The sequence below is a fragment of the Autumnicola lenta genome, from assembly GCF_031846515.1.
Taxonomy (GTDB): Bacteria; Bacteroidota; Bacteroidia; order Flavobacteriales; family Flavobacteriaceae; genus Autumnicola; species Autumnicola lenta.
On record NZ_JAVRHO010000022.1, the window covers coordinates 38831 to 59083 of the forward strand.

Here is a 20253-nt window from a genome sequence, read left to right on the forward strand (position 1 = left end):
TGGGGTAAATCCAATTTTAATGAAGGCTATTGATACATCGGTAATTTTAAGTACGTATAATGCTGAAGAATGGTTGAAGAAAGTTCTATGGAGTTATACCGTTCAAACCTACCGAAATTTTGAAATAGTAATTGCAGACGATGGTTCAGGAGAAGGAACAAAAGCTCTTATTGAAGAATTTAAATCAAAGACTGAAATTCCGATAAAACATGTATGGCACCCGGACAGGGGCTTTCAAAAATCCGAAATTCTGAATAAAGCAATTGTAGCTACAGAGAGCGACTATATTGTGATGAGTGACGGGGATTGCATTGTGCGCGAAGATTTTATTGAGAAGCATGTGAAATACAGGACTTACGGCTATTTTTTAAGCGGCGGTTATTTTAAACTTCCTATGGACCTTTCCCAAAAAATCGAGAAGGAAGATATATTAACAGGACACTGTTTCAACTTAAAATGGCTAAAAAAGAACGGACTTTCTTCTTCATTTAAGAATAATAAAATTGATGCTCATGGATTTAAGAGCTGGATACTGAATTTATTAACGCCTACTTCAGCAACATGGAATGGTCATAACTCTTCGGGTTGGAAAAAAGATATTCTGGAAGTAAACGGTTTTGATGAAAGAATGCAGTACGGGGGACAGGACAGGGAGCTTGGGGAACGACTGATGAATTTTGGAATTCGTGCTAAGCAGATTAGATACAGCGCGATTTGCCTGCACCTGGATCACTCACGCGGTTATAAGAATCAGGTTTCAATAGATAAGAACCTTGCGATAAGAAAAGCTACCCGCGATCAAAAAAGTACCACAACGGCTTCCGGGATTAAAAAGAATTCTTCTTCATGAATTCGTTAATCTGTGGCAGAATATAATCTGGTGTAAATTCGTGGTATAAAGATGAGCTTTGCTTATAAAGTTCTTTTTTACTCTTTCCTGCAAACAATTCAGGTTTTACATCCTTTAGATGTATCGACTGGTTTTGAGGTTCATTCTCGAATGTTGCCCAGAATTCCTTTACAATATATGGTGAAAAAATGGTAAAAGTAGCTTTTTTAAAGGCTTTTGCTATGTGTATACTGCCTCCTTCATTTGCAATCATACCGTCACAGTGGTAGATGATCTTAATAAAATCCCTCAGGCTTTTTCCGAAGATGTCCGGGTAGATCTTATCTGAAGTTTTGACTTCTGCTAAGATTTTATCTACACTTGATCTTTGGGATGGGATATAATTGAAAATAATATTTACGTCGTAATTATCAATTAAATAATTAATAATTTCTGCAGTATAGGAGACAGGAAGCGATTTGGAAGCATCACTCCCCAGGATCCCAAACATAATGGTTTTCCTGTTTTTATTTAAAGGCTGCAAAAAAGTTGCACCTTCTTTCTTTTCTTCTTCGGTTAGAAACAATTTTGGAGCTGCTTCAATTTCTACTTCCCCATCCAGACATTTTATTAAATTGATTCTGTCATCTATTGCTTTTCCAAAAGGAGAGTCCTGTTCTGCGAGAATAGGAATTTTGTGGGTGTAGGCGAGTGGCAATGTCTTTTTTTGATAACTAATGCGCTTTTTTGCATTGCTAAACAGGCTCAGGAACTGACTTTGAAATTTGACATATGGATCTATAATTACATCAAATTTCTCATCTTTAATGTAGGACGCCGTACTAATAAGATTTTTGATCTGCTTTAATTCCTTCTCCTTTACAGCGATAATATGGTCAATATTCGGATTGTTCTCCAATACTGGTGCAGCATAATCATAGCAGAGAAAGAAGATAACCGAATTCGGATATTTTTTCTTCAAATTGTTGGGTATAATTGACGCCAATAATACGTCACCAATTCTTTTATTCTGAATAATTAAAATCTTCATCCTTATTCTCCCGGGTTATCTTCTTTATAAGATTATTTCATGGTTACACAGCAACGCTGTACTCCCTTAGAGCATCATTAAGTGATGTTTTTTTGTTCGTGCTTTCTTTTCTTTTTCCAATAATAAGAGCACATGGTACCTGATATTCACCTGCCGGGAATTTTTTAGTATAACTACCAGGGATCACCACAGATCTTGCCGGCACATAACCTTTAAACTGTTTTGGCTCATCTCCTGTAACATCAATAATTTTTGTAGAACCTGTAAGTACTACATTTGCACCAAGTACAGCTTCTTTTTCTACGCGAATCCCTTCTACCACGATACTTCTGGAGCCTAAAAAAGCATTGTCTTCAATAATGACCGGAGCGGCCTGTAGTGGTTCTAAAACTCCGCCAATTCCAACACCACCGCTTAAATGTACATTTTTGCCAATCTGTGCACAACTTCCTACCGTAGCCCATGTATCCACCATAGTGCCTTCATCTACATATGCACCAATATTTACATAGCTGGGCATCATAATTACTCCGCTGGAAATATAAGCACCATGCCGTGCAACCGCATTAGGAACCACACGGATTCCTTTTTCTTTATAACCTCTTTTTAAAGGCATTTTGTCGTGATATTCAAAAATACCTGCTTCCAGGGTTTCCATTTTCTGAATTGGGAAGTACAATACAACTGCTTTTTTAACCCATTCATTTATCTGCCAGCCGTCTGCTGTTGGCTCCGCTGTTCTCAGCTTTCCCTGGTCAAGTAGTTCAATGACCTCACGTATGGCATCTGTTGTTTCTTTATTTTGAAGTAAGTCCCGGTTCTCCCAGGCTTCTGTAATTTTTGCTTGTAATTGATCCATTCTTAAATGTTTTCCGCAAATATAACAGCTTATGGCTAAATTTTGGATGCATAGTGATATAAACCTTACATTTGTGCAAATTTTTGATATGGCAAGGATTTTGGCACTGGATTATGGAGTAAAGCGCACAGGTATTGCGGTTACAGATGAGATGCAAATTATTGCTTCAGGTCTCGCCACAGTTGCTACCAAAGAATTACTGCCTTATCTGGAAAACTATTTTAAATCAGAGAATGTAGAGCTTGTTTTAATTGGGGAGCCCCGGCAAATGGATAATTCAGCTTCAGAAAGTGAAGTTTATATCCAGGAGTTTTTAAAAAAGTTTTCTGAAAAATTTCCGCAGATGCAAATGAAAAGAGTAGACGAGCGTTTTACCTCTAAAATGGCTTTTCAGAGTATGATCGATAGCGGAATGTCCAAGAAAAAGAGAAAAGATAAAGCACTTGTTGACGAAATTAGTGCAACGATTATTTTACAATCTTATTTGTATAAATGATTAGGGTTAAAGGCTTAAGGTTTAATAGAAAAGTCATTCTCAATGCTGAGAGATCTTAAATTACGTTCTAAAGATTTTGCACATTTATGTGTGAAAATTGCCCTTTCGTTGCCGGAATCTGCTTTAGGAAGGCATATTAAGCATCAGTTAATAAGGTCCTCAACTTCAGTAGCTGCAAACTATAGAGCTGCCAGTTTGGGCCAGAGCAAAAAAGCTTTTATCTCGAAATTAAGTATTGTTATTGAAGAAGCCGACGAATGTGTTTTTTGGATGGAGTTTCTTAAAGAGGAAAATTGGCGACAGGTATAGAATTTGAATCGGCATTAAAAGAAGGAAGAGAATTAACTGCTATTTTTGTTTCTTCACGTAGAACAGCAGAGAAAACTAATAAAAGAGAGTGATACAGAAGGTTACTTAACATTAGACCTTTAACAATAAACATTTAAAAATGATTTTACCTATTGTAGCTTATGGAGATCCGGTTTTGAGGAAAAAAGCGAAAGAAATTCCTGAAGATTTTCCCAAGCTGGAAGAATTAATAAATAATATGTGGGACACAATGTACAACGCTTACGGAGTGGGACTGGCCGCGCCACAGGTTGGAATTCCGGTAAGGATGTTCATGATAGATCCTGCACCATTTGCAGAAGATGAGGAATTGGATGAGAAGGAGAAGGAACAGCTTTTAAACCTTAGAAAGGTATTTATTAATCCTAGAATTATTCAGGAAGAAGGTGAGGAATGGGGTTTTAATGAAGGTTGTTTGAGTATTCCGGAAGTAAGAGAAGACGTTTTTAGAAAACCGGATATTGTGATCGAGTATCAGGACGAAAATTTCAATACACACAAGGAAAGCTATTCCGGGTTAGCGGCGAGAGTGATTCAGCATGAATACGATCACATTGAAGGAATTTTGTTTACAGATAAGCTTTCCAGCCTTAAAAAACGACTTATAAAAAGCAAGCTCAGCAATATTTCAAAAGGAAAAATCAAGATCGAGTATAAGATGCGTTTTCCGGAGATGAAAAAAGGCAGATAATCATTTTGATAATTGGGGCAGTAATATCATATTTGCCACCGAAATTGAAAAAGAACTATGGGTTTAGAAAAAATACTGGCAATCTCAGGTAAACCGGGATTATATGAGATGAATGCACAAACTCGCGGAGGGTTTATAGCAACTTCTATCGTTGACGGAAAAAAAATATCTGTAAACTTACGTCACAATGTAAGCGTACTTAGTGAAATTGCTATTTACACTTATACTGAAGAAGTTCCGTTAGGCGAGGTGCTTCAGAAGATAAAAGAAAAGGAAGATGGAGGAGAGGCAATAGACCATAAAGCTTCCAAAGCAAAACTGGAGGATTACTTTGCTGAAGTTCTTCCGGAGTATGATGTGGACAGGGTTTATGCCAGTGATATAAAGAAGATCATCCAGTGGTACAACCTGTTGATTAAAAATGGCTTTACAGATTTTTCTAAAGAATCTGCCGCCGAAAACAAAACTAAGGACGAAGAAGAATAGATCTTACTTAAAATATTTTACTGGCCGGACCTAAATTTGAATTTCCTTGAATGAATTCAAAACTTTTGTCCGGCTCTTTTTTTGCCATTTTTCGGCATTGGTAGGATAGTGCATCAAAATTTTAATCCGAAGATAAATGCCCCGTCCCGGTTTCCATCCTGGTTAGAGACTACGTAATCCAGCCTTAAGAACCGATATTTGCCAAATCCGAGGTTATCTATACCCACAGAATATTCTGAATAAGGCTTGTTTTCCTGAGTGTAAAGTGCGTGAGCACCCAGAATAAGGTTGTAATTCAGTTTGTTTAAAAAAGGGATTTTACCCAAAATCCATCCCTGGAAATTATGTTCCAAATGTCCTTCTGCATAAGTCTGGTTTGTACTCAGCGCGTAATACGGGAGCAGGTTAAAAGTCTGCAGATAGCTTCCAAAGCCAATCCTGGTCTGGTTTCCGTTAAAATGCTGGTAGTCTACAAAAGCAATATCTTCAGCATTTAAAAAAGTACCTCCGCTGGCGCTGTATCCAAATTCTCCTTTATTTCCCAGGCTTATTTGCTGCGTCACAAGCGCTTTAAATTGATCAAAATTGTAATTTTCAGTATCAGACCCAAATCCTTTTTCGTAAGCGAGGTACACTTTTGGATATTTCTCATTCGGGATGTTGTATTTCCTGTCCGGATAACTCATATACTTTTGTCCAAAATTAATTTCCCCAAGAATGTTTAATTTAAAGATTTGGTGTTCTTCAAAAGGAACAGAACCAAAATCATTGGGCGCTAGGGGATTGTTGGAAGTATATTCCACATCATCCCGGGCTATAAAAACATAATCTGTGGTATTGGTTAAGGGTGTGCGCTCTTCAAAAGATAAATTTCCGGAGAAGTCAAATCCGTTAACTATCTCCTGCTCATATTCTATTTCCGCAAAGGAGCGTTCGTATAACTTCATATAATTTCTTTCAAAATATAGCGTGGCAATGCTGTTTATCAATCTCGTAATAGGTTCGCGGGTATTAATTTGAGCAGTTTCAACACCACCGGTAATTTTCAGACGAGCATTGTTAATATCATTAAATTTTTTCTCAAATCCTCCGTTTATTCTGAATCGCTCTTCGGCCAGGCCATAGTTTAATTCAGAAAAGATGCGCCAGTATTTGGTATCATTATCAACGTTGTTTTGCTGAAATTCCACATCTACTGAAGTATTCCAGCCCTGTACGGTATTGAATTTAACACCAAATAAGGGAGAACTAATACTGAACATCCTTTTCTTATACGAATTGCGGTAAGTATAACCCATTAAAGGATCTGTAAACTGAAATTTGTTCCTTGCGGCATCAATAGAATCAAGGTATTGCCGGGACTGCTTTTTCTCCTGAATACTGTCTTTCTTTATGTAGTCATTCTTTTCTTCGGAAGTAAGCGGGACCGGTCTCAGGTTTTTCCAGAACAAAGAATCCTTTTTATTTGCTGCCGGGGCAAAAGCGAGTACTTCTTTGCCAAAACTCCGTTTGTCAAACTCGGGTTCAAAATTGTAATTACTGTAAACTGCAGTAAACCTTCCGTCACCTGCAATCCCGAACATGGCAAATTCAAAGTCCACCGTTTGGGAAATCTGAATATAGAACTCGTTTTCTTCAGAAAATTTATAATTCTGCTTAAACTGAAGGGTTTCTATTGGTTGAACCTGGATGGCTTTTCCCGTGGTCTTAAGCTCTACGCCAAAAATTTGCCAAAAGTCCTCTGCAATATAAATATATCCTGAAAATACACGATCTTCCGACCGTTTGGGAGTAACTTTGATCTTATTGATTAAATGCCCATTATCATCATAAAATGTGCCTTCCAGCTTATAATTATAGTAATTAAATGCATAATCTGCAATCGGGGAAACGATATGGCTATTAATCTCAATAGTATTTTTGTAGAAGGAAAAATAAGCTTCCTGGGCAGAGTTTAAGCTGAAACCATTGTCGTTGCCACTTACTTTTGAAGCAATGATCTTTTCTTTAAAATCACCTGGTTTTCTATATGAAATTTCAGAAATGGTTTCACTTAAATACACAATTCCGCTACGGGTAGAATCTAGACCACCGCCTAAATCGCCAATTTCCTGTCCCAAAATCTTTTCGGGTGCATTTTTGATCCTCCAGAGTCCGCGGGAATAGAAATCTGCAGTATATTCTTCAACTTTTGCCGCATTTTCCTTCCGAAAATCGATGGCATTCTGAATAATGGCATTTGCCGGATTTTCATTGGCATCTACGGTAACTTCAGAAAGACTTGTGGTCTCTTCTTCCATTGAAATATTCAGTTCAAAGGGAAATTTTTGAACATTTACCTCCTTTTTTAGGCTTTTATAGCCCAGAAACTGAAAAATAAGATGATAAGTTCCGGGATTGGAAGTCTTTAGACTATAAAATCCGTTCTCATTGGTGGTGGTCCCAAAATGCCCATTATCGGTATATACATTTACATAGGGCAAAGCTTCGCCGCTGTTATCGGTAACTTTTCCGGTGATTTGTGCTAATACTGAAGACGAAGAAATTAGAAGAAAAAAAAGTAAAAGCAGCCTGTACATGTAGTGTGATTTGAGGCCGCAAAATAAGAAAAAAGTTTACAGTTTAGGTGAGTAAATTTGTTGATTGGAGCTTCAGACTGTACCTGTAAATATTTTATGAATTGAATTCTTTTTTGATACGGTCCAGTTTTCTCTTGCTCTCACGGTTTTTGATGGTCTCCCTCTTGTCGTATATCTTTTTACCTTTAGCAAGGGTGATCTGGATTTTTGCCAGTCCGCGGTCGTTAATAAACAATCGTAACGGAATGATTGTTAAACCCGAATTCTTTACTTCTTTTTCCAATTTCCGCAGTTCCCTTTTCTGAAGAAGTAACTTCCGCTCACTTTTGGGATTATGATTAAAATGAGTGGCATGGGAATATTCCTCAACATGCATATTAATTACAAAAAGCTCGTGATTTTGAAATTCGCAAAAGCTTTCGGCAATAGAGGCTTTTCCCTGGCGAATTGCCTTAATCTCAGTCCCTGCAAGCTGAATTCCCGCGATGTATTTATCGAGAAATTCATATTCAAATTTCGCCTTTCGGTTTTTTATGTTGATGGTGTTAGAATTCTTCATAGACCTGCAAAAATAGGAAGCTTTATTTAGAAAAGCTTATAATGTTTCTTTAAAATTCAGCAATCAGCTAAGTATTTTGATGTTTTTAAGGATGATATAAATCCCCTGTAAATGGCTATCTTTGCTGCAATTTGGAAGTTTTATGAAATATAGGTTTACCGTTTTAATTATAGTATTAGTATTTTTTTCCTGTAAGGAATCGAATGAAGAAAGTGATGCACAGGAGGTGGTAAATAAAGCAATTGAAATTGCAGGTGGGGAGAACTACCAAAGGGCCCGTATAAACTTCAACTTTAGAAATGTTTCTTATAAAAGTATCCGCAATAACGACGAATTTGAACTAGAGCGCTTAGTTATCGATTCTTTAGGCTCTAAAACCCGTGACCTACTTTCTAACAACGGACTTATAAGGTTTAGAAATGATTCTGTTGTTAAAGTGGCAGATTCGATTATAAATTCTGTGAGTAACAGCGTGAATTCTGTTCATTATTTTTTGCAATTACCTTTTGGTCTTAACGATCCGGGAGTTAATAAAAAATTAGTTGGCCGCGATACTATTAACGGCAAAGGATATTACGAAATTAAAGTTACGTTTGAGGCGGGGACAAATGGAAGCGATCATGAAGATGAATATTTGTACTGGATTAATGAAGATATTTTTACCGTAGATTATCTTGCTTATAATTTTGAAGTTAACGGAGGGGGCGTGAGATTTCGAAAAGCAATAAATCCAAGAGTGATTAATGGTATTCGTTTTGTTGATTACGAGAATTTTAAGTACAGGGACGCCGGGGTAGACTTAAAGAAATTGGATAGTCTTTATACCGCGGGTGAGCTCAGCCTGGTTTCAAAAATCATTAATGAAGATATTGAAGTGGAACTTATAGAGTAGCTTCTAATTAATGTAAAGCACCTGGGAAGTTCTGCTCCCGTTTGGATGTATGGTAACAATAAAAAGACTGCCATACTCATCTTCTGGGATATTGGAATATTTCTCCTCTTTCAGAATGTAATTTACCCATTCCGGATTTAAATTGCTGTGCCCAACCACCAAAACAGTTTTCCCCCTGGTTTCTTTCTGAAATTGCTGATCATTGAGCTTTTGCGTATTAAAATATTTGATTTCCTTATCCTGAGATTCAGCAATTGGTGTGGCAGTATTCACGGTACGTTTATACTGAGAGCTGTAAATAAGATCAAAATCTATTTTCCTGAAAATTTCCGCCCATTTTTCAGCTCGTGTTCTTCCTGCTTCTGTAAGTTCCGGATCTTCATTTGCCGGATCTATAGTACTTTTTTCGGCATGGCGAATAAAGTAATATGTCGTCACGGAATCATCATTTTTTATTCCTGCACAGGAGGCAAAGAGAAGGACTGAAATTAAAAGAAGGTATTTCATAATATTATGGTTGTAATTGAAACTGAAATTCTTCAGGATTAGTTGCACCTAATTTAGATGTTCTATTTCAAGAAGAATGATCTGTGAGAGCTGTTTTCCAAAGCTATTAAAGTTATTATCAGAAATTAAAACGAGAGAACGATTCCCGTTAGGAAGAACAGGGCCGAAGCACATCCCTTCAATATTATCTATTATTTCTTCAGAAAGCTGCTTTTTTACAGATTTGAAGTTAAAAATAAGTTCTTTATCCGCAAATCGATAGTCAGATTTTCGGAGTCGGTTTATTTTCAACGTATTTGTGGCGTTTTGGGCATTTGCGGCAAATATTTTCACGGTATTACTATTAGTGCCGTGTCCCGCAGAAAAGGACCGTTCCAGCACTAGGAATTTTTCCTTTTCGTATTCCAGGATTTCAGTAACACCATTTACAGCAAAGTACAGAAAAGGAATTTTCGAAATACCATCCAGCTTGTAGGCAAATTGTTTTACCGCTTTATTTTCTTCGGAATTATACAGAGTGAAACGCACGGGTGAATTTGTCGGGAACAGCTTTGGTTTAGGCCCGTCTTTTTCCAGCGGCAATTCTGTCGCGACCCAATAACCTTCAGAATCAACACTTTTAGTCATCCCTTCAAAAACACCATTATTACGTGGTTTTTGTTCTCCTGAAGCTAAAAAATAATCCGGGATGGTATATCCTTCAATAAATTCACCATTTGCTGAGAATCTAAAGATTCCGGGGTCTCTTCCCTTGTCGATACTACCTTCACTGCTAATCATTACCGTATTCGATTCGGGTTGAAATCTAATGGATTCCAGGTCAAGATAAAGGTTTTCGGGAGCTTCAGGCTGCTGCATAGTTACTACATTCTCAATGCTAACCGTATCTATAGAGAATCCATTTAATTTTATATCTGCAATGTAGAACCTGGGATTAGAAGGTTGATCACAAATAATATAATATTTGCCATTACTGAAATCTATTCCGGAGAGGCCTCCCACTTTAGTACCGTCAACTTTTAAGTCTGCATCCAAAACAAAATCATCGAGAAACTTTAAGCTTGCCTGGTCATTATTAATTCTTCTTGTCGTGGCGCAGCCCATGAGTAACAGGGCAAAAGCAAGGCTGGCTAAGCTTCTCATAGGTTTTCTTTTTAGCAGTAAAAATAACAAATCATTAAGATAAAAATGGCGGTTTGTTGAGAGAATAGAAGGTTTTCTAATTGTATTTTTAATGTTAGTATTAATTTAAAATCAAAGATTATGAATGATGATAGAGTTGAAGGTAAATGGAAACAGATTCGTGGAGAATTTAAGCAGAAATACGGTAAAGTGACCGATGATGACGCCACTTATACCGAAGGCAAATTTGATGAGATGCTGGGACGCCTGCAAGAGCGAACCGGCAAAAGCAAAGAAGAATTAAGAACAGAAATTGATAAGTGGTAGTTGAAATTTTACCATTATCGAAAAAGGCTGCAGATATCTGCAGCCTTTTTTGTTAAAAAATATTCTCAAGATTTATTCGCTTTCTGCTAATTGCTCCTGATTTCTAAACACCAGGATACCGTCAAATTCGTCCAGCAGGATAATACTATCTGCATTTATTTTGCCTGCTAAGATTTCTTTAGAAAGCTTATTCAGAACTTCCCGCTGAACAACCCGCTTAACCGGCCTTGCCCCAAATTGTGGATCGAAACCACGGGAGGCGAGATATTTAATCGCATCGTCTGTGGCATCCAGTACGATATTTTGCTTCGCCAGCATCTTTTTAACTCCGCGTAACTGAAAATCTACAATTTTACGAATGTCTTTTTGCGTTAGCGGACTAAACATAACAATATCATCAATTCTGTTTATAAATTCAGGACGCACTGTTTGTCTCAGCAATCCCAGAACTTCAGTCTTCGCAGATTCCATGGCTGTATCAGGATCTTTTATGGCTTCAAACTTCTCCTGGATAATCTGGCTTCCCATGTTAGAAGTCATTATGATTATCGTGTTTTTAAAGTCTGCAAGGCGTCCTTTATTATCCGTCAACCTTCCTTCATCAAGGACCTGAAGAAGGATGTTAAAAGTATCTGGATGTGCTTTTTCAATTTCATCAAGCAGGACTACAGAATACGGCTTTCTTCTCACAGCCTCTGTTAACTGCCCGCCTTCATCATAACCAACATAACCAGGAGGGGCACCTACGAGACGGCTTACAGAGTGCCTTTCCTGGTATTCGCTCATATCAATCCGTGTCATCGCAGCTTCGTCATCAAACAGGTATTCTGCCAGGGCTTTTGCAAGTTCTGTTTTACCTACCCCGGTTGTACCAAGAAAGAGGAAGGAGCCTATCGGCCTGTTTTGATCTTGCAATCCGGCCCTGCTTCGTCTTACCGCATCACTAACCGCCTGGATCGCCTCTTCCTGCCCAACGACCCTTTTGTGGAGTTCGTCTTCCAGCTTAAGAAGCTTTTCCCTCTCACTTTGCAGCATTTTAGTAACCGGAATCCCGGTCCATTTTGCCACGACCTCTGCAATATCATCGTTAGTGACTTCCTCCTGGATCAGGGATTTTCCATCTTGCCTTTCGGCTACGCTCTGCTGAAGTTTTTCCAGTTTCTCCTGCGCTTCTTTTATTTTACCATAACGTATTTCCGCTACTTTTCCATAATCGCCGTCGCGCTCTGCTCTTTCAGCTTCAAGTCTGAAGTTTTCAATATCAGATTTTGTATTCTGAATATTATCAACCAGTTCCTTTTCGTTTTTCCACTGCGCATTTAATTCATTGCGCTCTTCTTTAAGATTTGCGAGATCTGCCCTGAGTATTTTAAGCTTAGACTCGTCTTTTTCACGTTTAATTGCTTCAATTTCTATTTCCAGCTGCATAATCTTACGGTCAAGAACATCCAGTTCCTCAGGTTTGGAGTTGATCTCCATTCTTAATTTAGAAGCAGCTTCGTCCATCAGGTCTATTGCCTTATCTGGCAAAAACCTGTTGGTAATATAGCGCTGAGATAGTTCTACAGCCGCAATAATGGCTTCATCCTTAATCCTAACCTTATGGTGAGTTTCATATTTCTCTTTAATTCCACGCAGAATAGAAATGGCGCTTTCCACATCGGGCTCTTCTACAATTACTTTTTGAAAACGTCTCTCAAGAGCTTTATCTTTTTCGAAATACTTCTGATACTCATCCAAAGTGGTTGCTCCTATTGCACGTAATTCTCCGCGGGCAAGTGCAGGTTTTAAAATATTAGCTGCATCCATTGCTCCCTGGCCGCCACCGGCACCCACAAGAGTATGTATTTCATCTATAAACAGGACAATGTTTCCATCGCTGCCGGTTACTTCTTTAATTACAGCTTTTAGCCTTTCTTCAAATTCTCCTTTATATTTTGCACCGGCTATTAAGGCTCCCATATCCAGGGAATAAATGCGCTTGTCTTTAAGGTTTTCAGGAATATCACCATCTACAATCCTATGGGCGAGACCTTCGGCTATTGCTGTTTTTCCTGTTCCCGGTTCTCCCACCAACATTGGGTTGTTTTTTGTTCTTCGGGACAATATTTGCAAAATTCGGCGTATCTCTTCATCTCTGCCAATCACCGGATCCAGTTTACCTTCTTCCGCAAGCTGATTCAGGTTTTTAGCGTACTTATCTAAAGAATTGTAAGTTTCTTCTGCACTTTGAGAAGTAACGCGATCTCCTTTGCGTAATTCTTCAATGGCTGCTTTTAATCCTTTTTCTGTTGCTCCCTGGTCTTTTAGAATCTGTGCAACTTTACTGGAAGACTTGAAAATTGCCAAAATCAGGTGCTCGACAGAAACATACTCATCGTTCATTTTTTTTGCAACAATAGACGCTTCGTTAACTGTTTTTCCCGCTTCCCTGGAAAGCATGATATCGCCACCGCTTACCTTCGGAAAACTTTGCAGCGTATTATCCAGGATCTGGTTAAACAGGCTAACATTAATGTTCAGTTTTTTCAGCAGGAACGGAGTTACATTTTCATCAACTTTGGTGATGGCTTTAAAAATATGTTCGTTCTCTATTTGCTGATGGCCCATTTCCTGAGCAAGCTGTTGTGCCTGCTGGATGGCCTCCTGTGATTTTATAGTATAGTTATTGAAATTCATCGTATTTGTTTTTCTTCAGAAATAGCAATTTATGTACCCAATGAAAAACAAGACAAAATGACAGTTGTTTTAAGGAAATAAGCGACAAAAAGACGTCTTCTGTTAAGTTTTATTAAAAAGAGGCACTATGATTGCTAATAAAGTTATTAAGAATTAATTTTACGTAAAAGAGAAACCTATGGGAATATTTGATAAAGTATTTAAGAGTGAGCGCGATATAGCTAAAGATGAAGTGAAAAAAGTCCCATGGAATGAACTCACATCCATTGAACAACTGGACGATATCCAAAAAGAGTCTGCAGATCATGCTGTGGCTATTTTGAAGCATTCTACACGCTGTGGAATAAGCAGGATGGTTTTGAAGCAATTCGAATCAGATTATAAAGAAGAGTATAACGATGTAAAGCTTTATTTTCTGGATCTTCTCAACCACAGGAATATCTCCAACGATATTGCCTCACGTTTTAGCGTGCGTCATGAAAGTCCGCAGTTAATTATTTTAAAAAGTGGGAAGGTAGTGCATCATTCATCTCACCAAAGTATTCAGGCCGAAACGTTGGAAAACCACTTAAATTAGCATCTGTTTCTGAAAAACTTTTTCAATATTTTAATATCTATTGTTAAACATTATTAATCTCATCGGAATAGTTTTTCATCATTTGTAAATTCATCCTATAAACAATAATAAAATTATGGTTGATAAAGAGATTGATATAAAAGAACTTGAAAAGAGGTTTGATGCAATAAAGAAAGCTGACAAGGATCGTCCACGGAAAGAATTCCAGGACGCTACCCAAAAAAAGGAAGAGGAGCTGGAGTCAAATCCTAAAGATGAAACTCCGGAAGTGCATTCGGAAAGAGAAAGTGATACTGACTTTCAGGATCTGAAAAAAGGAGAAGAGAAATAGTATATATTAAAAAAGCTGCCAATTTTGGCAGCTTTTTTTATCTAGTGTAAACTGAAAATTATTTCTTCTTTGGTTCAAAGACAGGTAGTAATTTGGTTTTTACTTCACCAAAACCTATCCTGCGACCCTCACTCTGGCAGTATCCGCGCATAATAACTGTATCATTATCTTCAATAAATTTTCTCTCGCTACCTCCGTTTAGCTTAAGAGGTTCCTTGCCGCTCCAGGTAAGTTCCAGCATAGATCCATAAGAATTTTTATCTGTTCCTGAAATTGTTCCGGAAGCCATCATATCGCCGGAATTTACAGGGCAGCCATTTACGGTATGATGCGCTAGTTGCTGACTCATATTCCAGTAAAGATCCTTGAAATTTGCTTTGGAAACAACCGTTTCTTCAGCATTATCTGGTTGTATGGAAATTTCAAGATTAATGTCGAATGTCTTTTTGCCTTTGTACTGGAGATAAGGAAGCAGTTCCTTTTCCGGTTCCGGGCTTTTTGTTCTAAAAGGTTCAAGTGCATCCATGGTTACGATCCATGGCGAGATAGAAGAGGCGAAATTCTTCGCCAGGAATGGACCCAGCGGCACATATTCCCATTTTTGAATATCTCTCGCACTCCAGTCGTTAAATACGACCATTCCAAAAATATAATCTTCGGCTTCATCTACCGGAATAGGTTCTCCTAAAGGATTGGCATCGGTGGTAATAAAGGCCATTTCCAATTCAAAATCTACTTTTTGTGATGGGCCAAATACCGGACTATCTGCACCTTCAGGCATTGTTTGACCTTTCGGGCGGTGGACCGGAATTCCGCTGGGAATTATAGAGGAACTCCTTCCGTGGTAACCTACAGGAATATGAAGCCAGTTAGGTAGAAGTGCATTTTCGGGATCACGAAACATAGAACCTACATTGGTAGCATGTTCTTTACTGGAATAAAAATCGGTATAATCTCCAACCTGCACCGGCATCTGCATTTCAATCTCGTCGAGGGTGAAAAGAACTGTGTTTCTGTGGTCCTGGTTATCTTTTAATTTAGAATTTTTAGCGTCAAAAATATCGGCAATACGATTTCTTACAAGACGCCATGTTTTCTTTCCGTCAGAAATAAAATCATTCAGTGTATCCTGTAAAAAAATATCATCGGTTAATGGAATCCCATCGAAATATCCAAGTTGGTGCAAAGCTCCCAGGTCTATGGCATAATCTCCAATTCTGGTACCGATTGTGATAATATCATCCCTTGTAAGGAAAACTCCAAAGGGGATATTCTGAATAGGAAAATCGGTATCCTCGGGAATATCAAGCCAGGTTTTTCGCCCCGGGTCATTAGCAGTAATTGGCATAGAATTTTTTGGTTTTTTGTTAAAATCTAATGTACTCAAATATATTATTTTCCTGTAATTAACGGAATGTATTTATTACTTTTGGTGAATATTTAACGAAAAAATTCGAAATGCAACGAGACAACCAGATTTTTAATTTAATACAAGAGGAAAAAGAACGTCAATTAAATGGTTTAGAGCTTATTGCCAGTGAAAATTTTGTGAGTGAGCAGGTGCTGGAAGCAGCAGGATCTGTACTTACAAACAAGTATGCAGAAGGTTATCCCGGGAAGAGATATTATGGAGGATGTGAGGTGGTAGATAAGGTCGAGCAATTAGCTATTGATCGATTAAAAGAACTTTTTGGAGCCGAATATGCCAATGTGCAGCCACATTCCGGTTCCCAGGCAAATACCGCAGTTTTCGCTACATGCATGAATCCCGGTGACAAATTTTTAGGTTTTGACCTTTCTCACGGAGGGCATTTGACCCACGGTTCTCCTGTAAATTTCTCCGGAAGACTTTACAACCCCGTTTTTTACGGAGTAGATAAAGAAACGGGTCTCATAGATTATGATAGAGTTGCTGAACTTGCTGAAAAAGAAAAGCCGAAAATGATTATTGCCGGTGCTTCAGCATATTCGCGTGAAATAGATTATAAAAGGTTTAGGGAAATTGCAGATAGTATTGGTGCTATTCTTTTCGCTGATATCGCTCATCCGGCGGGGCTAATTGCAAAAGGTCTTTTAAGCGATCCTATTCCACATTGCCACATAGTAACTTCTACTACTCATAAAACCCTTCGTGGACCACGAGGTGGTATTATCATGATGGGTAAAGACTTTGATAATCCATTTGGCGAAAAGCTGAAAAACGGAAATCTGAAAAAAATGTCTGCAATGCTTAACAGCGGAATCTTCCCCGGAAATCAGGGAGGACCTTTAGAGCATATTATTGCTGCTAAAGCAGTGGCTTTTGGAGAAGCTTTGACCGATGAATTTTTGCATTATGCAGTGCAGGTGAAGAAGAATGCTAAGAAAATGGCTGAAGCTTTTGTTGAAAAAGACTATAAAATTATTTCTGGCGGAACTGATAATCACTGTATGCTTATCGACTTAAGAAATAAAAATGTTAGCGGAAAAGAAGCTGAAGAAGCTTTAACAAAAGCAGATATCACTGTTAACAAAAATATGGTTCCTTTTGATGATAAATCTCCTTTTGTCACTTCCGGAATTCGAATAGGTACCGCAGCAATTACCACCCGCGGACTGGTAGAGGAGGATATGTCGAAAATTGTAGATTTAGTCGATCGGGTTGTAAATAACATTGAAAATGATGCCGAACTGGCTAAAGTGAAAACTGAAGTGAACTCTCTTATGCACGGCAGACCGCTTTTTCAGTAAAAGTGGCTAATAAATAGAATTATAAATAGGTTGTCCTGAAAGGGCATCCTTTTTTTGTTGGGCTTCGACAGGCTCAGCCTGACCCGCAGGTCGAAAATTGGCAATTTTGGAGCGATGTTTAGATTGAGAAGAAGAAGCTGCCACTAATTCACGAATAATTTCAAAAGAGTGGTATGGTATTTATAGAATTAGAAAATATTCGTGAATTTTTGGTGAAAATTATTAAGTTAAAAATTGCCATTTTTACCCCATGAAATTTATTCTGCTCAATTTCTTTCCGAATAGAATTATAAGATGTGTTGAAAATGAAGAATATCGATCTTAATTAGTACCTCAGATGTCACATCGAGCGGCGTCGAGATGGTGTGTACGCCGAGCTCCTGATAATTCTCGACTCCGCTCGAATTGACAAAGTAAATTTTTCTTTGGCAACCTTTTTTCAGGAATACCGCAGGTCGAAAATTGGCATTTTTAGCCTATGACTTTTTTCCTGCTGAATTGTTTGACTGAGAATAAAGAGGTGCCTCTAAAATTGCAATTTCCGTCCTCTGGTCACACTGAGCTTGACGAAGTGTTCTGTTTATAGTACAATAAATCGCCGACTCCGCTCAAATTTTACAAATCGAATTTTGTCTTTGAGGCTTTTTTTGCTGAAACATTGTAGGTCGGAAATAGACATTTTTCGCCTTTGACTTTTTTCCGGCCAATTTTTCTCTGACTAATAAGGGAGTGCCTTTAAAATGGCAATTTATCGACCTCAGTCACACTGAGCTTGACGAAGTATAGCCTATGACTTTCTTTCTACGGAAAACAGCCTTTTTAGTTCATCAGAAATTTTCACCGGTTTCTTAGTGTCATTCTTCATAAGGCACCAGGTGGTTTTTGCTTCAACAAGTGCCTTTCCGGTTTCTGCATTCTTAATTAAGACGTGCCGTAAAGTAGTTACGTGAGTGGTTTCTGTAACGAAAGTGTGCAGTATTAATTCTTCATCAAGAAAAGCCTGGCGTTTATATTTAATATGGTGTTCTATAACCACCCAAAAAACTTCTTCCTGTTGTTCTTTCGTAGCTTTTTTTAGCCAATGTGCCTTTGCCACATCCTGCACCCATTGCACATATTGCACATTGTTTACATGCTGTTGCTCATCCAGGTGTTCTGGTTTTACTTTTATTCTTAGCTCGAAAATATCCGGATTATGGCTCATCTATTTTTCTATAATATTAACTTCAAAAATCTTATCCCAGTTTTTTCCTGTTACATAAAGTTTCTGAGAATTGGGGTTATAGGCGATTCCGTTGAGGACGTCCAGCTTATCGTGTTGTGTGACTTTATCTCTTAGTCCGCGAAAATCTATGAGACCTTCAATAGCACCATTTTCAGGGTTAATAATGGCTACGCCGTCTTTCTGATAAGTGTTAGCATAAATTTTGCCTTCTACCCATTCCAGTTCGTTCAGTTTAGAAGATAGTCCGCGATGATGGGCAGGCTGGATAAAATCTGTTTCGGTTAAGGTTTCAGGATCAAGAATCCAAATTTTTTCTGTTCCGTCGCTCTTGTACAATTTTTCACCATCGTTGGTCAGGCCCCATCCTTCTTTACTTTCATTATAGGCAAACGTTCCTGTTTCCTCAAATTTGTTGAGGTCATAAACAAGTCCTTCTCCTTCCCGCCAGGTAAGCTGATAGATATTTCCATTTAAAATGGTGATTCCTTCTCCAAAATACTGGTCATCCAGGTTAATCTGGTTGTAAACTTTTCCTGTTTCAAGATCTGTTTTTCTCAAGTTGGATTTCCCATACTGGCCGATGCTTTCATATAATGTATCGTTGTAAAATTCGAGGCCCTGTGTGTAAGCTTCGGGATCATGCGGGTAAGAATTCACAATTTCATAGGTATAGGAAACAGGTGCTGTGTCATTAAAAAGTTTGATGGTACTACTTACTTCCTGCTTTTCGCCTTCAGTAAAAATATGAGCTTCTATAGGTTGATTTCCCAATTTGTAGTCGTTAAGATTAATGGTGGTTCGAAAATTTCCATTTTCGGCTTGTAGTTTTTCACCTTCAAAATAAAAGCTGACCGAATCTATATTCTTGTTTTTAGGATTTAAAACAGATACCTGTACTTCCTCCCCAAGCTGAAATTCTTTTTTATTTTCTGAAGTTCTTAGAGAAAAATCAGAAGATTTTTTATCAGAATTGCTTCCGCAGGAAAAAAACGAAATGCTTAAAATTAAGATTGTCAGTAATTTAAAATTGTTCATGTTTATAAGCTGTAAAATATTGGTCTAAATTAACTATTTCCTATCGAAAAAACCTTGCCAGAAATACTAAAGATTGTATATTTGCACCGGCAAGTCCCACACAACCAGCTCCTGCTGAATCCCCCAGGGCGGGAACGCAGCAAGGGTAGGCGGTCGTAGCGGTGTGATGTGGGTAACTTGCCATTTTTTGTATCTTCAAGTTTCTATAAATATCGCATCTTTGTGACCTATGAAAACAGATGCTCTCCCTCAAAAAGTAGTGCTTATTACCGGTGGATCTTCAGGGATTGGAAAGTCGATTGCCGAATATCTTCAGGATAAAAATTTTACAGTTTACGGTACCAGTAGGAATCCTGATAAAATCCAGAATACGAGGATACCGCTTGTGGCCTTAGATGTTACTAAAAGGGAAACAATTGTTGCCGCTGTAGAAGAAGTAATTTCAAAATCTGGTAAAATAGATATTCTCATTAATAATGCCGGGGTGGGTATTACAGGGCCAATAGAAGAAACTCCGGATGAAGAAATAAGAAAGGCTTTTGATACCAATTATTTTGGCCCTCTTAATTTAATTAAAGAGGTGCTGCCACATATGAGGAAGAAAAGGAGTGGACTTATCATTAATGTTACTTCTATTGCGGGTTATATGGGTTTGCCTTACCGCGGAATCTATTCGGCTACAAAGGGAGCACTTGAGTTAACTACCGAAGCATTCAGAATGGAGCTTAAAGATTTCAATATAAATATGACCAATGTCGCTCCCGGTGATTTTGCTACTAATATTGCTGCAGGAAGATATCATGCGCCGGTTCGGGATGATAGTCCGTATAGGGAGCCGTATGGGAGTACTCTAAAATTAATGAATGAACATGTAGATGCGGGGAAAGATCCGCAGTTAATGGCAAAAGCTATTTACCGTGTTATTCAGAC

Annotated in this window: 21 protein-coding genes and 1 other RNA gene; 12 read left to right on the forward strand and 10 right to left on the reverse strand. The window is 38.1% G+C overall.

Going from position 1 to position 20253, the window contains the following annotated elements:
- Positions 1 to 19 precede the first annotated feature (19 nt).
- Positions 20 to 850, forward strand: coding sequence for a glycosyltransferase family 2 protein (locus RM545_RS14210; RefSeq protein WP_311495952.1), 831 nt, complete (start codon positions 20 to 22; stop codon positions 848 to 850).
- On the opposite strand, the gene RM545_RS14215 is transcribed toward RM545_RS14210, so the two are convergent.
- Positions 828 to 1880, reverse strand: a complete 1053-nt coding sequence (locus RM545_RS14215; protein WP_311495953.1) for a glycosyltransferase family 9 protein — start codon at positions 1878 to 1880, stop codon at positions 828 to 830. The two genes, RM545_RS14210 and RM545_RS14215, sit on opposite strands and share 23 nt — an antisense overlap.
- Before the next feature lie 43 nt (positions 1881 to 1923).
- A complete protein-coding gene (locus RM545_RS14220) occupies positions 1924 to 2739 on the reverse strand; it encodes a 2,3,4,5-tetrahydropyridine-2,6-dicarboxylate N-succinyltransferase (protein WP_311495954.1) in 816 nt (271 codons plus the stop codon).
- A gap of 88 nt (positions 2740 to 2827) precedes the next feature.
- Between RM545_RS14220 and ruvX the strand changes: the two genes are divergently transcribed.
- From ruvX to RM545_RS14240, 4 genes are all read left to right on the forward strand, one after another.
- A complete protein-coding gene (ruvX, locus tag RM545_RS14225; protein WP_311495969.1) occupies positions 2828 to 3235 on the forward strand; it encodes a Holliday junction resolvase RuvX in 408 nt (135 codons plus the stop codon).
- A gap of 42 nt (positions 3236 to 3277) precedes the next feature.
- The gene (locus RM545_RS14230; protein ID WP_311495955.1) at positions 3278 to 3544 is read left to right on the forward strand and encodes a four helix bundle protein; all 267 of its coding nucleotides are present in this window, start codon (positions 3278 to 3280) and stop codon (positions 3542 to 3544) included.
- Between the two features lie 139 nt (positions 3545 to 3683).
- Positions 3684 to 4274 (forward strand): peptide deformylase, encoded by a 591-nt coding sequence (gene def / locus RM545_RS14235; protein WP_311495956.1) that lies wholly within the window; start codon positions 3684 to 3686, stop codon positions 4272 to 4274.
- A gap of 57 nt (positions 4275 to 4331) precedes the next feature.
- Entirely contained in the window at positions 4332 to 4760 is a 429-nt protein-coding gene (locus tag RM545_RS14240; RefSeq protein WP_311495957.1) for a DUF5606 family protein, read from the forward strand.
- A 113-nt stretch (positions 4761 to 4873) separates the two neighbouring features.
- Here the strand turns inward: RM545_RS14240 and RM545_RS14245 are convergent, their stop codons facing one another.
- Both RM545_RS14245 and smpB read right to left on the reverse strand, forming a co-directional pair.
- Positions 4874 to 7339 (reverse strand): DUF5686 and carboxypeptidase regulatory-like domain-containing protein, encoded by a 2466-nt coding sequence (locus tag RM545_RS14245; RefSeq protein WP_311495958.1) that lies wholly within the window; start codon positions 7337 to 7339, stop codon positions 4874 to 4876.
- Positions 7340 to 7433: 94 nt separating this feature from the next.
- The gene (gene smpB / locus RM545_RS14250) at positions 7434 to 7898 is read right to left on the reverse strand and encodes an SsrA-binding protein SmpB (protein WP_311484347.1); all 465 of its coding nucleotides are present in this window, start codon (positions 7896 to 7898) and stop codon (positions 7434 to 7436) included.
- 142 nt (positions 7899 to 8040) lie between these two features.
- Here smpB and RM545_RS14255 point away from each other — a divergent pair, with 142 nt between their 5' ends.
- A complete protein-coding gene (locus tag RM545_RS14255; RefSeq protein WP_311495959.1) occupies positions 8041 to 8790 on the forward strand; it encodes a DUF6503 family protein in 750 nt (249 codons plus the stop codon).
- Between the two features lie 3 nt (positions 8791 to 8793).
- Here RM545_RS14255 and RM545_RS14260 read toward each other — a convergent pair whose 3' ends face one another.
- Positions 8794 to 9297, reverse strand: a complete 504-nt coding sequence (locus RM545_RS14260) for a SixA phosphatase family protein (protein WP_311495960.1) — start codon at positions 9295 to 9297, stop codon at positions 8794 to 8796.
- A gap of 48 nt (positions 9298 to 9345) precedes the next feature.
- A complete protein-coding gene (locus RM545_RS14265) occupies positions 9346 to 10440 on the reverse strand; it encodes an esterase-like activity of phytase family protein (protein ID WP_311495961.1) in 1095 nt (364 codons plus the stop codon).
- 120 nt (positions 10441 to 10560) lie between these two features.
- Here RM545_RS14265 and RM545_RS14270 point away from each other — a divergent pair, with 120 nt between their 5' ends.
- Positions 10561 to 10746 (forward strand): CsbD family protein, encoded by a 186-nt coding sequence (locus RM545_RS14270; RefSeq protein ID WP_311484343.1) that lies wholly within the window; start codon positions 10561 to 10563, stop codon positions 10744 to 10746.
- A gap of 72 nt (positions 10747 to 10818) precedes the next feature.
- Here RM545_RS14270 and clpB read toward each other — a convergent pair whose 3' ends face one another.
- Complete coding sequence (gene clpB / locus RM545_RS14275; protein WP_311495962.1) at positions 10819 to 13425, reverse strand: ATP-dependent chaperone ClpB; 2607 nt, start codon at positions 13423 to 13425, stop codon at positions 10819 to 10821.
- 178 nt (positions 13426 to 13603) lie between these two features.
- On the opposite strand from clpB, the gene ytxJ reads away from it, so the two are divergent.
- Positions 13604 to 14002, forward strand: coding sequence for a bacillithiol system redox-active protein YtxJ (gene ytxJ / locus RM545_RS14280; protein WP_311495963.1), 399 nt, complete (start codon positions 13604 to 13606; stop codon positions 14000 to 14002).
- Between the two features lie 115 nt (positions 14003 to 14117).
- Positions 14118 to 14333 carry a hypothetical protein gene (locus RM545_RS14285; protein WP_311495964.1) on the forward strand — a complete coding sequence of 72 codons (216 nt, stop codon included), beginning with the start codon at positions 14118 to 14120 and terminating at the stop codon, positions 14331 to 14333.
- Between the two features lie 58 nt (positions 14334 to 14391).
- Here the strand turns inward: RM545_RS14285 and fahA are convergent, their stop codons facing one another.
- Positions 14392 to 15681 (reverse strand): fumarylacetoacetase, encoded by a 1290-nt coding sequence (gene fahA, locus RM545_RS14290; protein WP_311495970.1) that lies wholly within the window; start codon positions 15679 to 15681, stop codon positions 14392 to 14394.
- 110 nt (positions 15682 to 15791) lie between these two features.
- Between fahA and glyA the strand changes: the two genes are divergently transcribed.
- Positions 15792 to 17063, forward strand: a complete 1272-nt coding sequence (gene glyA, locus RM545_RS14295; RefSeq protein ID WP_311495965.1) for a serine hydroxymethyltransferase — start codon at positions 15792 to 15794, stop codon at positions 17061 to 17063.
- Between the two features lie 787 nt (positions 17064 to 17850).
- Here the strand turns inward: glyA and RM545_RS14300 are convergent.
- Together RM545_RS14300 and RM545_RS14305 are read right to left on the reverse strand one after the other, a co-directional pair.
- The gene (locus RM545_RS14300; protein ID WP_311495966.1) at positions 17851 to 18267 is read right to left on the reverse strand and encodes an acyl-CoA thioesterase; all 417 of its coding nucleotides are present in this window, start codon (positions 18265 to 18267) and stop codon (positions 17851 to 17853) included.
- Positions 18268 to 19323 (reverse strand): glutaminyl-peptide cyclotransferase, encoded by a 1056-nt coding sequence (locus RM545_RS14305; protein WP_311495967.1) that lies wholly within the window; start codon positions 19321 to 19323, stop codon positions 18268 to 18270.
- Positions 19324 to 19410: 87 nt separating this feature from the next.
- Between RM545_RS14305 and ffs the strand changes: the two genes are divergently transcribed.
- Together ffs and RM545_RS14315 are read left to right on the forward strand one after the other, a co-directional pair.
- Positions 19411 to 19509: signal recognition particle sRNA small type (gene ffs / locus RM545_RS14310), an RNA gene on the forward strand.
- A gap of 43 nt (positions 19510 to 19552) precedes the next feature.
- Positions 19553 to 20253 (forward strand): SDR family oxidoreductase (locus RM545_RS14315; RefSeq protein WP_311495968.1); only part of this gene is annotated, 701 nt, incomplete at its 3' end.

Excerpts from the sequence above, each read along its gene's own strand:
- RM545_RS14220 (WP_311495954.1), bottom strand. The coding sequence starts at position 2,739 with ATGGATCAATTACAAGCAAAAATTACAGAAGCCTGGGAGAACCGGGAC.
- RM545_RS14215 (WP_311495953.1), bottom strand. The coding sequence starts at position 1,880 with ATGAAGATTTTAATTATTCAGAATAAAAGAATTGGTGACGTATTATTG.
- smpB (WP_311484347.1), bottom strand. The coding sequence starts at position 7,898 with ATGAAGAATTCTAACACCATCAACATAAAAAACCGAAAGGCGAAATTT.
- RM545_RS14285 (WP_311495964.1), top strand. The coding sequence starts at position 14,118 with ATGGTTGATAAAGAGATTGATATAAAAGAACTTGAAAAGAGGTTTGAT.
- fahA (WP_311495970.1), bottom strand. The coding sequence starts at position 15,681 with ATGCCAATTACTGCTAATGACCCGGGGCGAAAAACCTGGCTTGATATT.
- RM545_RS14240 (WP_311495957.1), top strand. The coding sequence starts at position 4,332 with ATGGGTTTAGAAAAAATACTGGCAATCTCAGGTAAACCGGGATTATAT.
- RM545_RS14255 (WP_311495959.1), top strand. The coding sequence starts at position 8,041 with ATGAAATATAGGTTTACCGTTTTAATTATAGTATTAGTATTTTTTTCC.
- clpB (WP_311495962.1), bottom strand. The coding sequence starts at position 13,425 with ATGAATTTCAATAACTATACTATAAAATCACAGGAGGCCATCCAGCAG.
- RM545_RS14230 (WP_311495955.1), top strand. The coding sequence starts at position 3,278 with ATGCTGAGAGATCTTAAATTACGTTCTAAAGATTTTGCACATTTATGT.
- RM545_RS14260 (WP_311495960.1), bottom strand. The coding sequence starts at position 9,297 with ATGAAATACCTTCTTTTAATTTCAGTCCTTCTCTTTGCCTCCTGTGCA.
- RM545_RS14305 (WP_311495967.1), bottom strand. The coding sequence starts at position 19,323 with ATGAACAATTTTAAATTACTGACAATCTTAATTTTAAGCATTTCGTTT.
- ruvX (WP_311495969.1), top strand. The coding sequence starts at position 2,828 with ATGGCAAGGATTTTGGCACTGGATTATGGAGTAAAGCGCACAGGTATT.
- RM545_RS14265 (WP_311495961.1), bottom strand. The coding sequence starts at position 10,440 with ATGAGAAGCTTAGCCAGCCTTGCTTTTGCCCTGTTACTCATGGGCTGC.
- RM545_RS14300 (WP_311495966.1), bottom strand. The coding sequence starts at position 18,267 with ATGAGCCATAATCCGGATATTTTCGAGCTAAGAATAAAAGTAAAACCA.
- RM545_RS14245 (WP_311495958.1), bottom strand. The coding sequence starts at position 7,339 with ATGTACAGGCTGCTTTTACTTTTTTTTCTTCTAATTTCTTCGTCTTCA.
- glyA (WP_311495965.1), top strand. The coding sequence starts at position 15,792 with ATGCAACGAGACAACCAGATTTTTAATTTAATACAAGAGGAAAAAGAA.
- ytxJ (WP_311495963.1), top strand. The coding sequence starts at position 13,604 with ATGGGAATATTTGATAAAGTATTTAAGAGTGAGCGCGATATAGCTAAA.
- RM545_RS14270 (WP_311484343.1), top strand. The coding sequence starts at position 10,561 with ATGAATGATGATAGAGTTGAAGGTAAATGGAAACAGATTCGTGGAGAA.
- def (WP_311495956.1), top strand. The coding sequence starts at position 3,684 with ATGATTTTACCTATTGTAGCTTATGGAGATCCGGTTTTGAGGAAAAAA.
- RM545_RS14210 (WP_311495952.1), top strand. The coding sequence starts at position 20 with ATGAAGGCTATTGATACATCGGTAATTTTAAGTACGTATAATGCTGAA.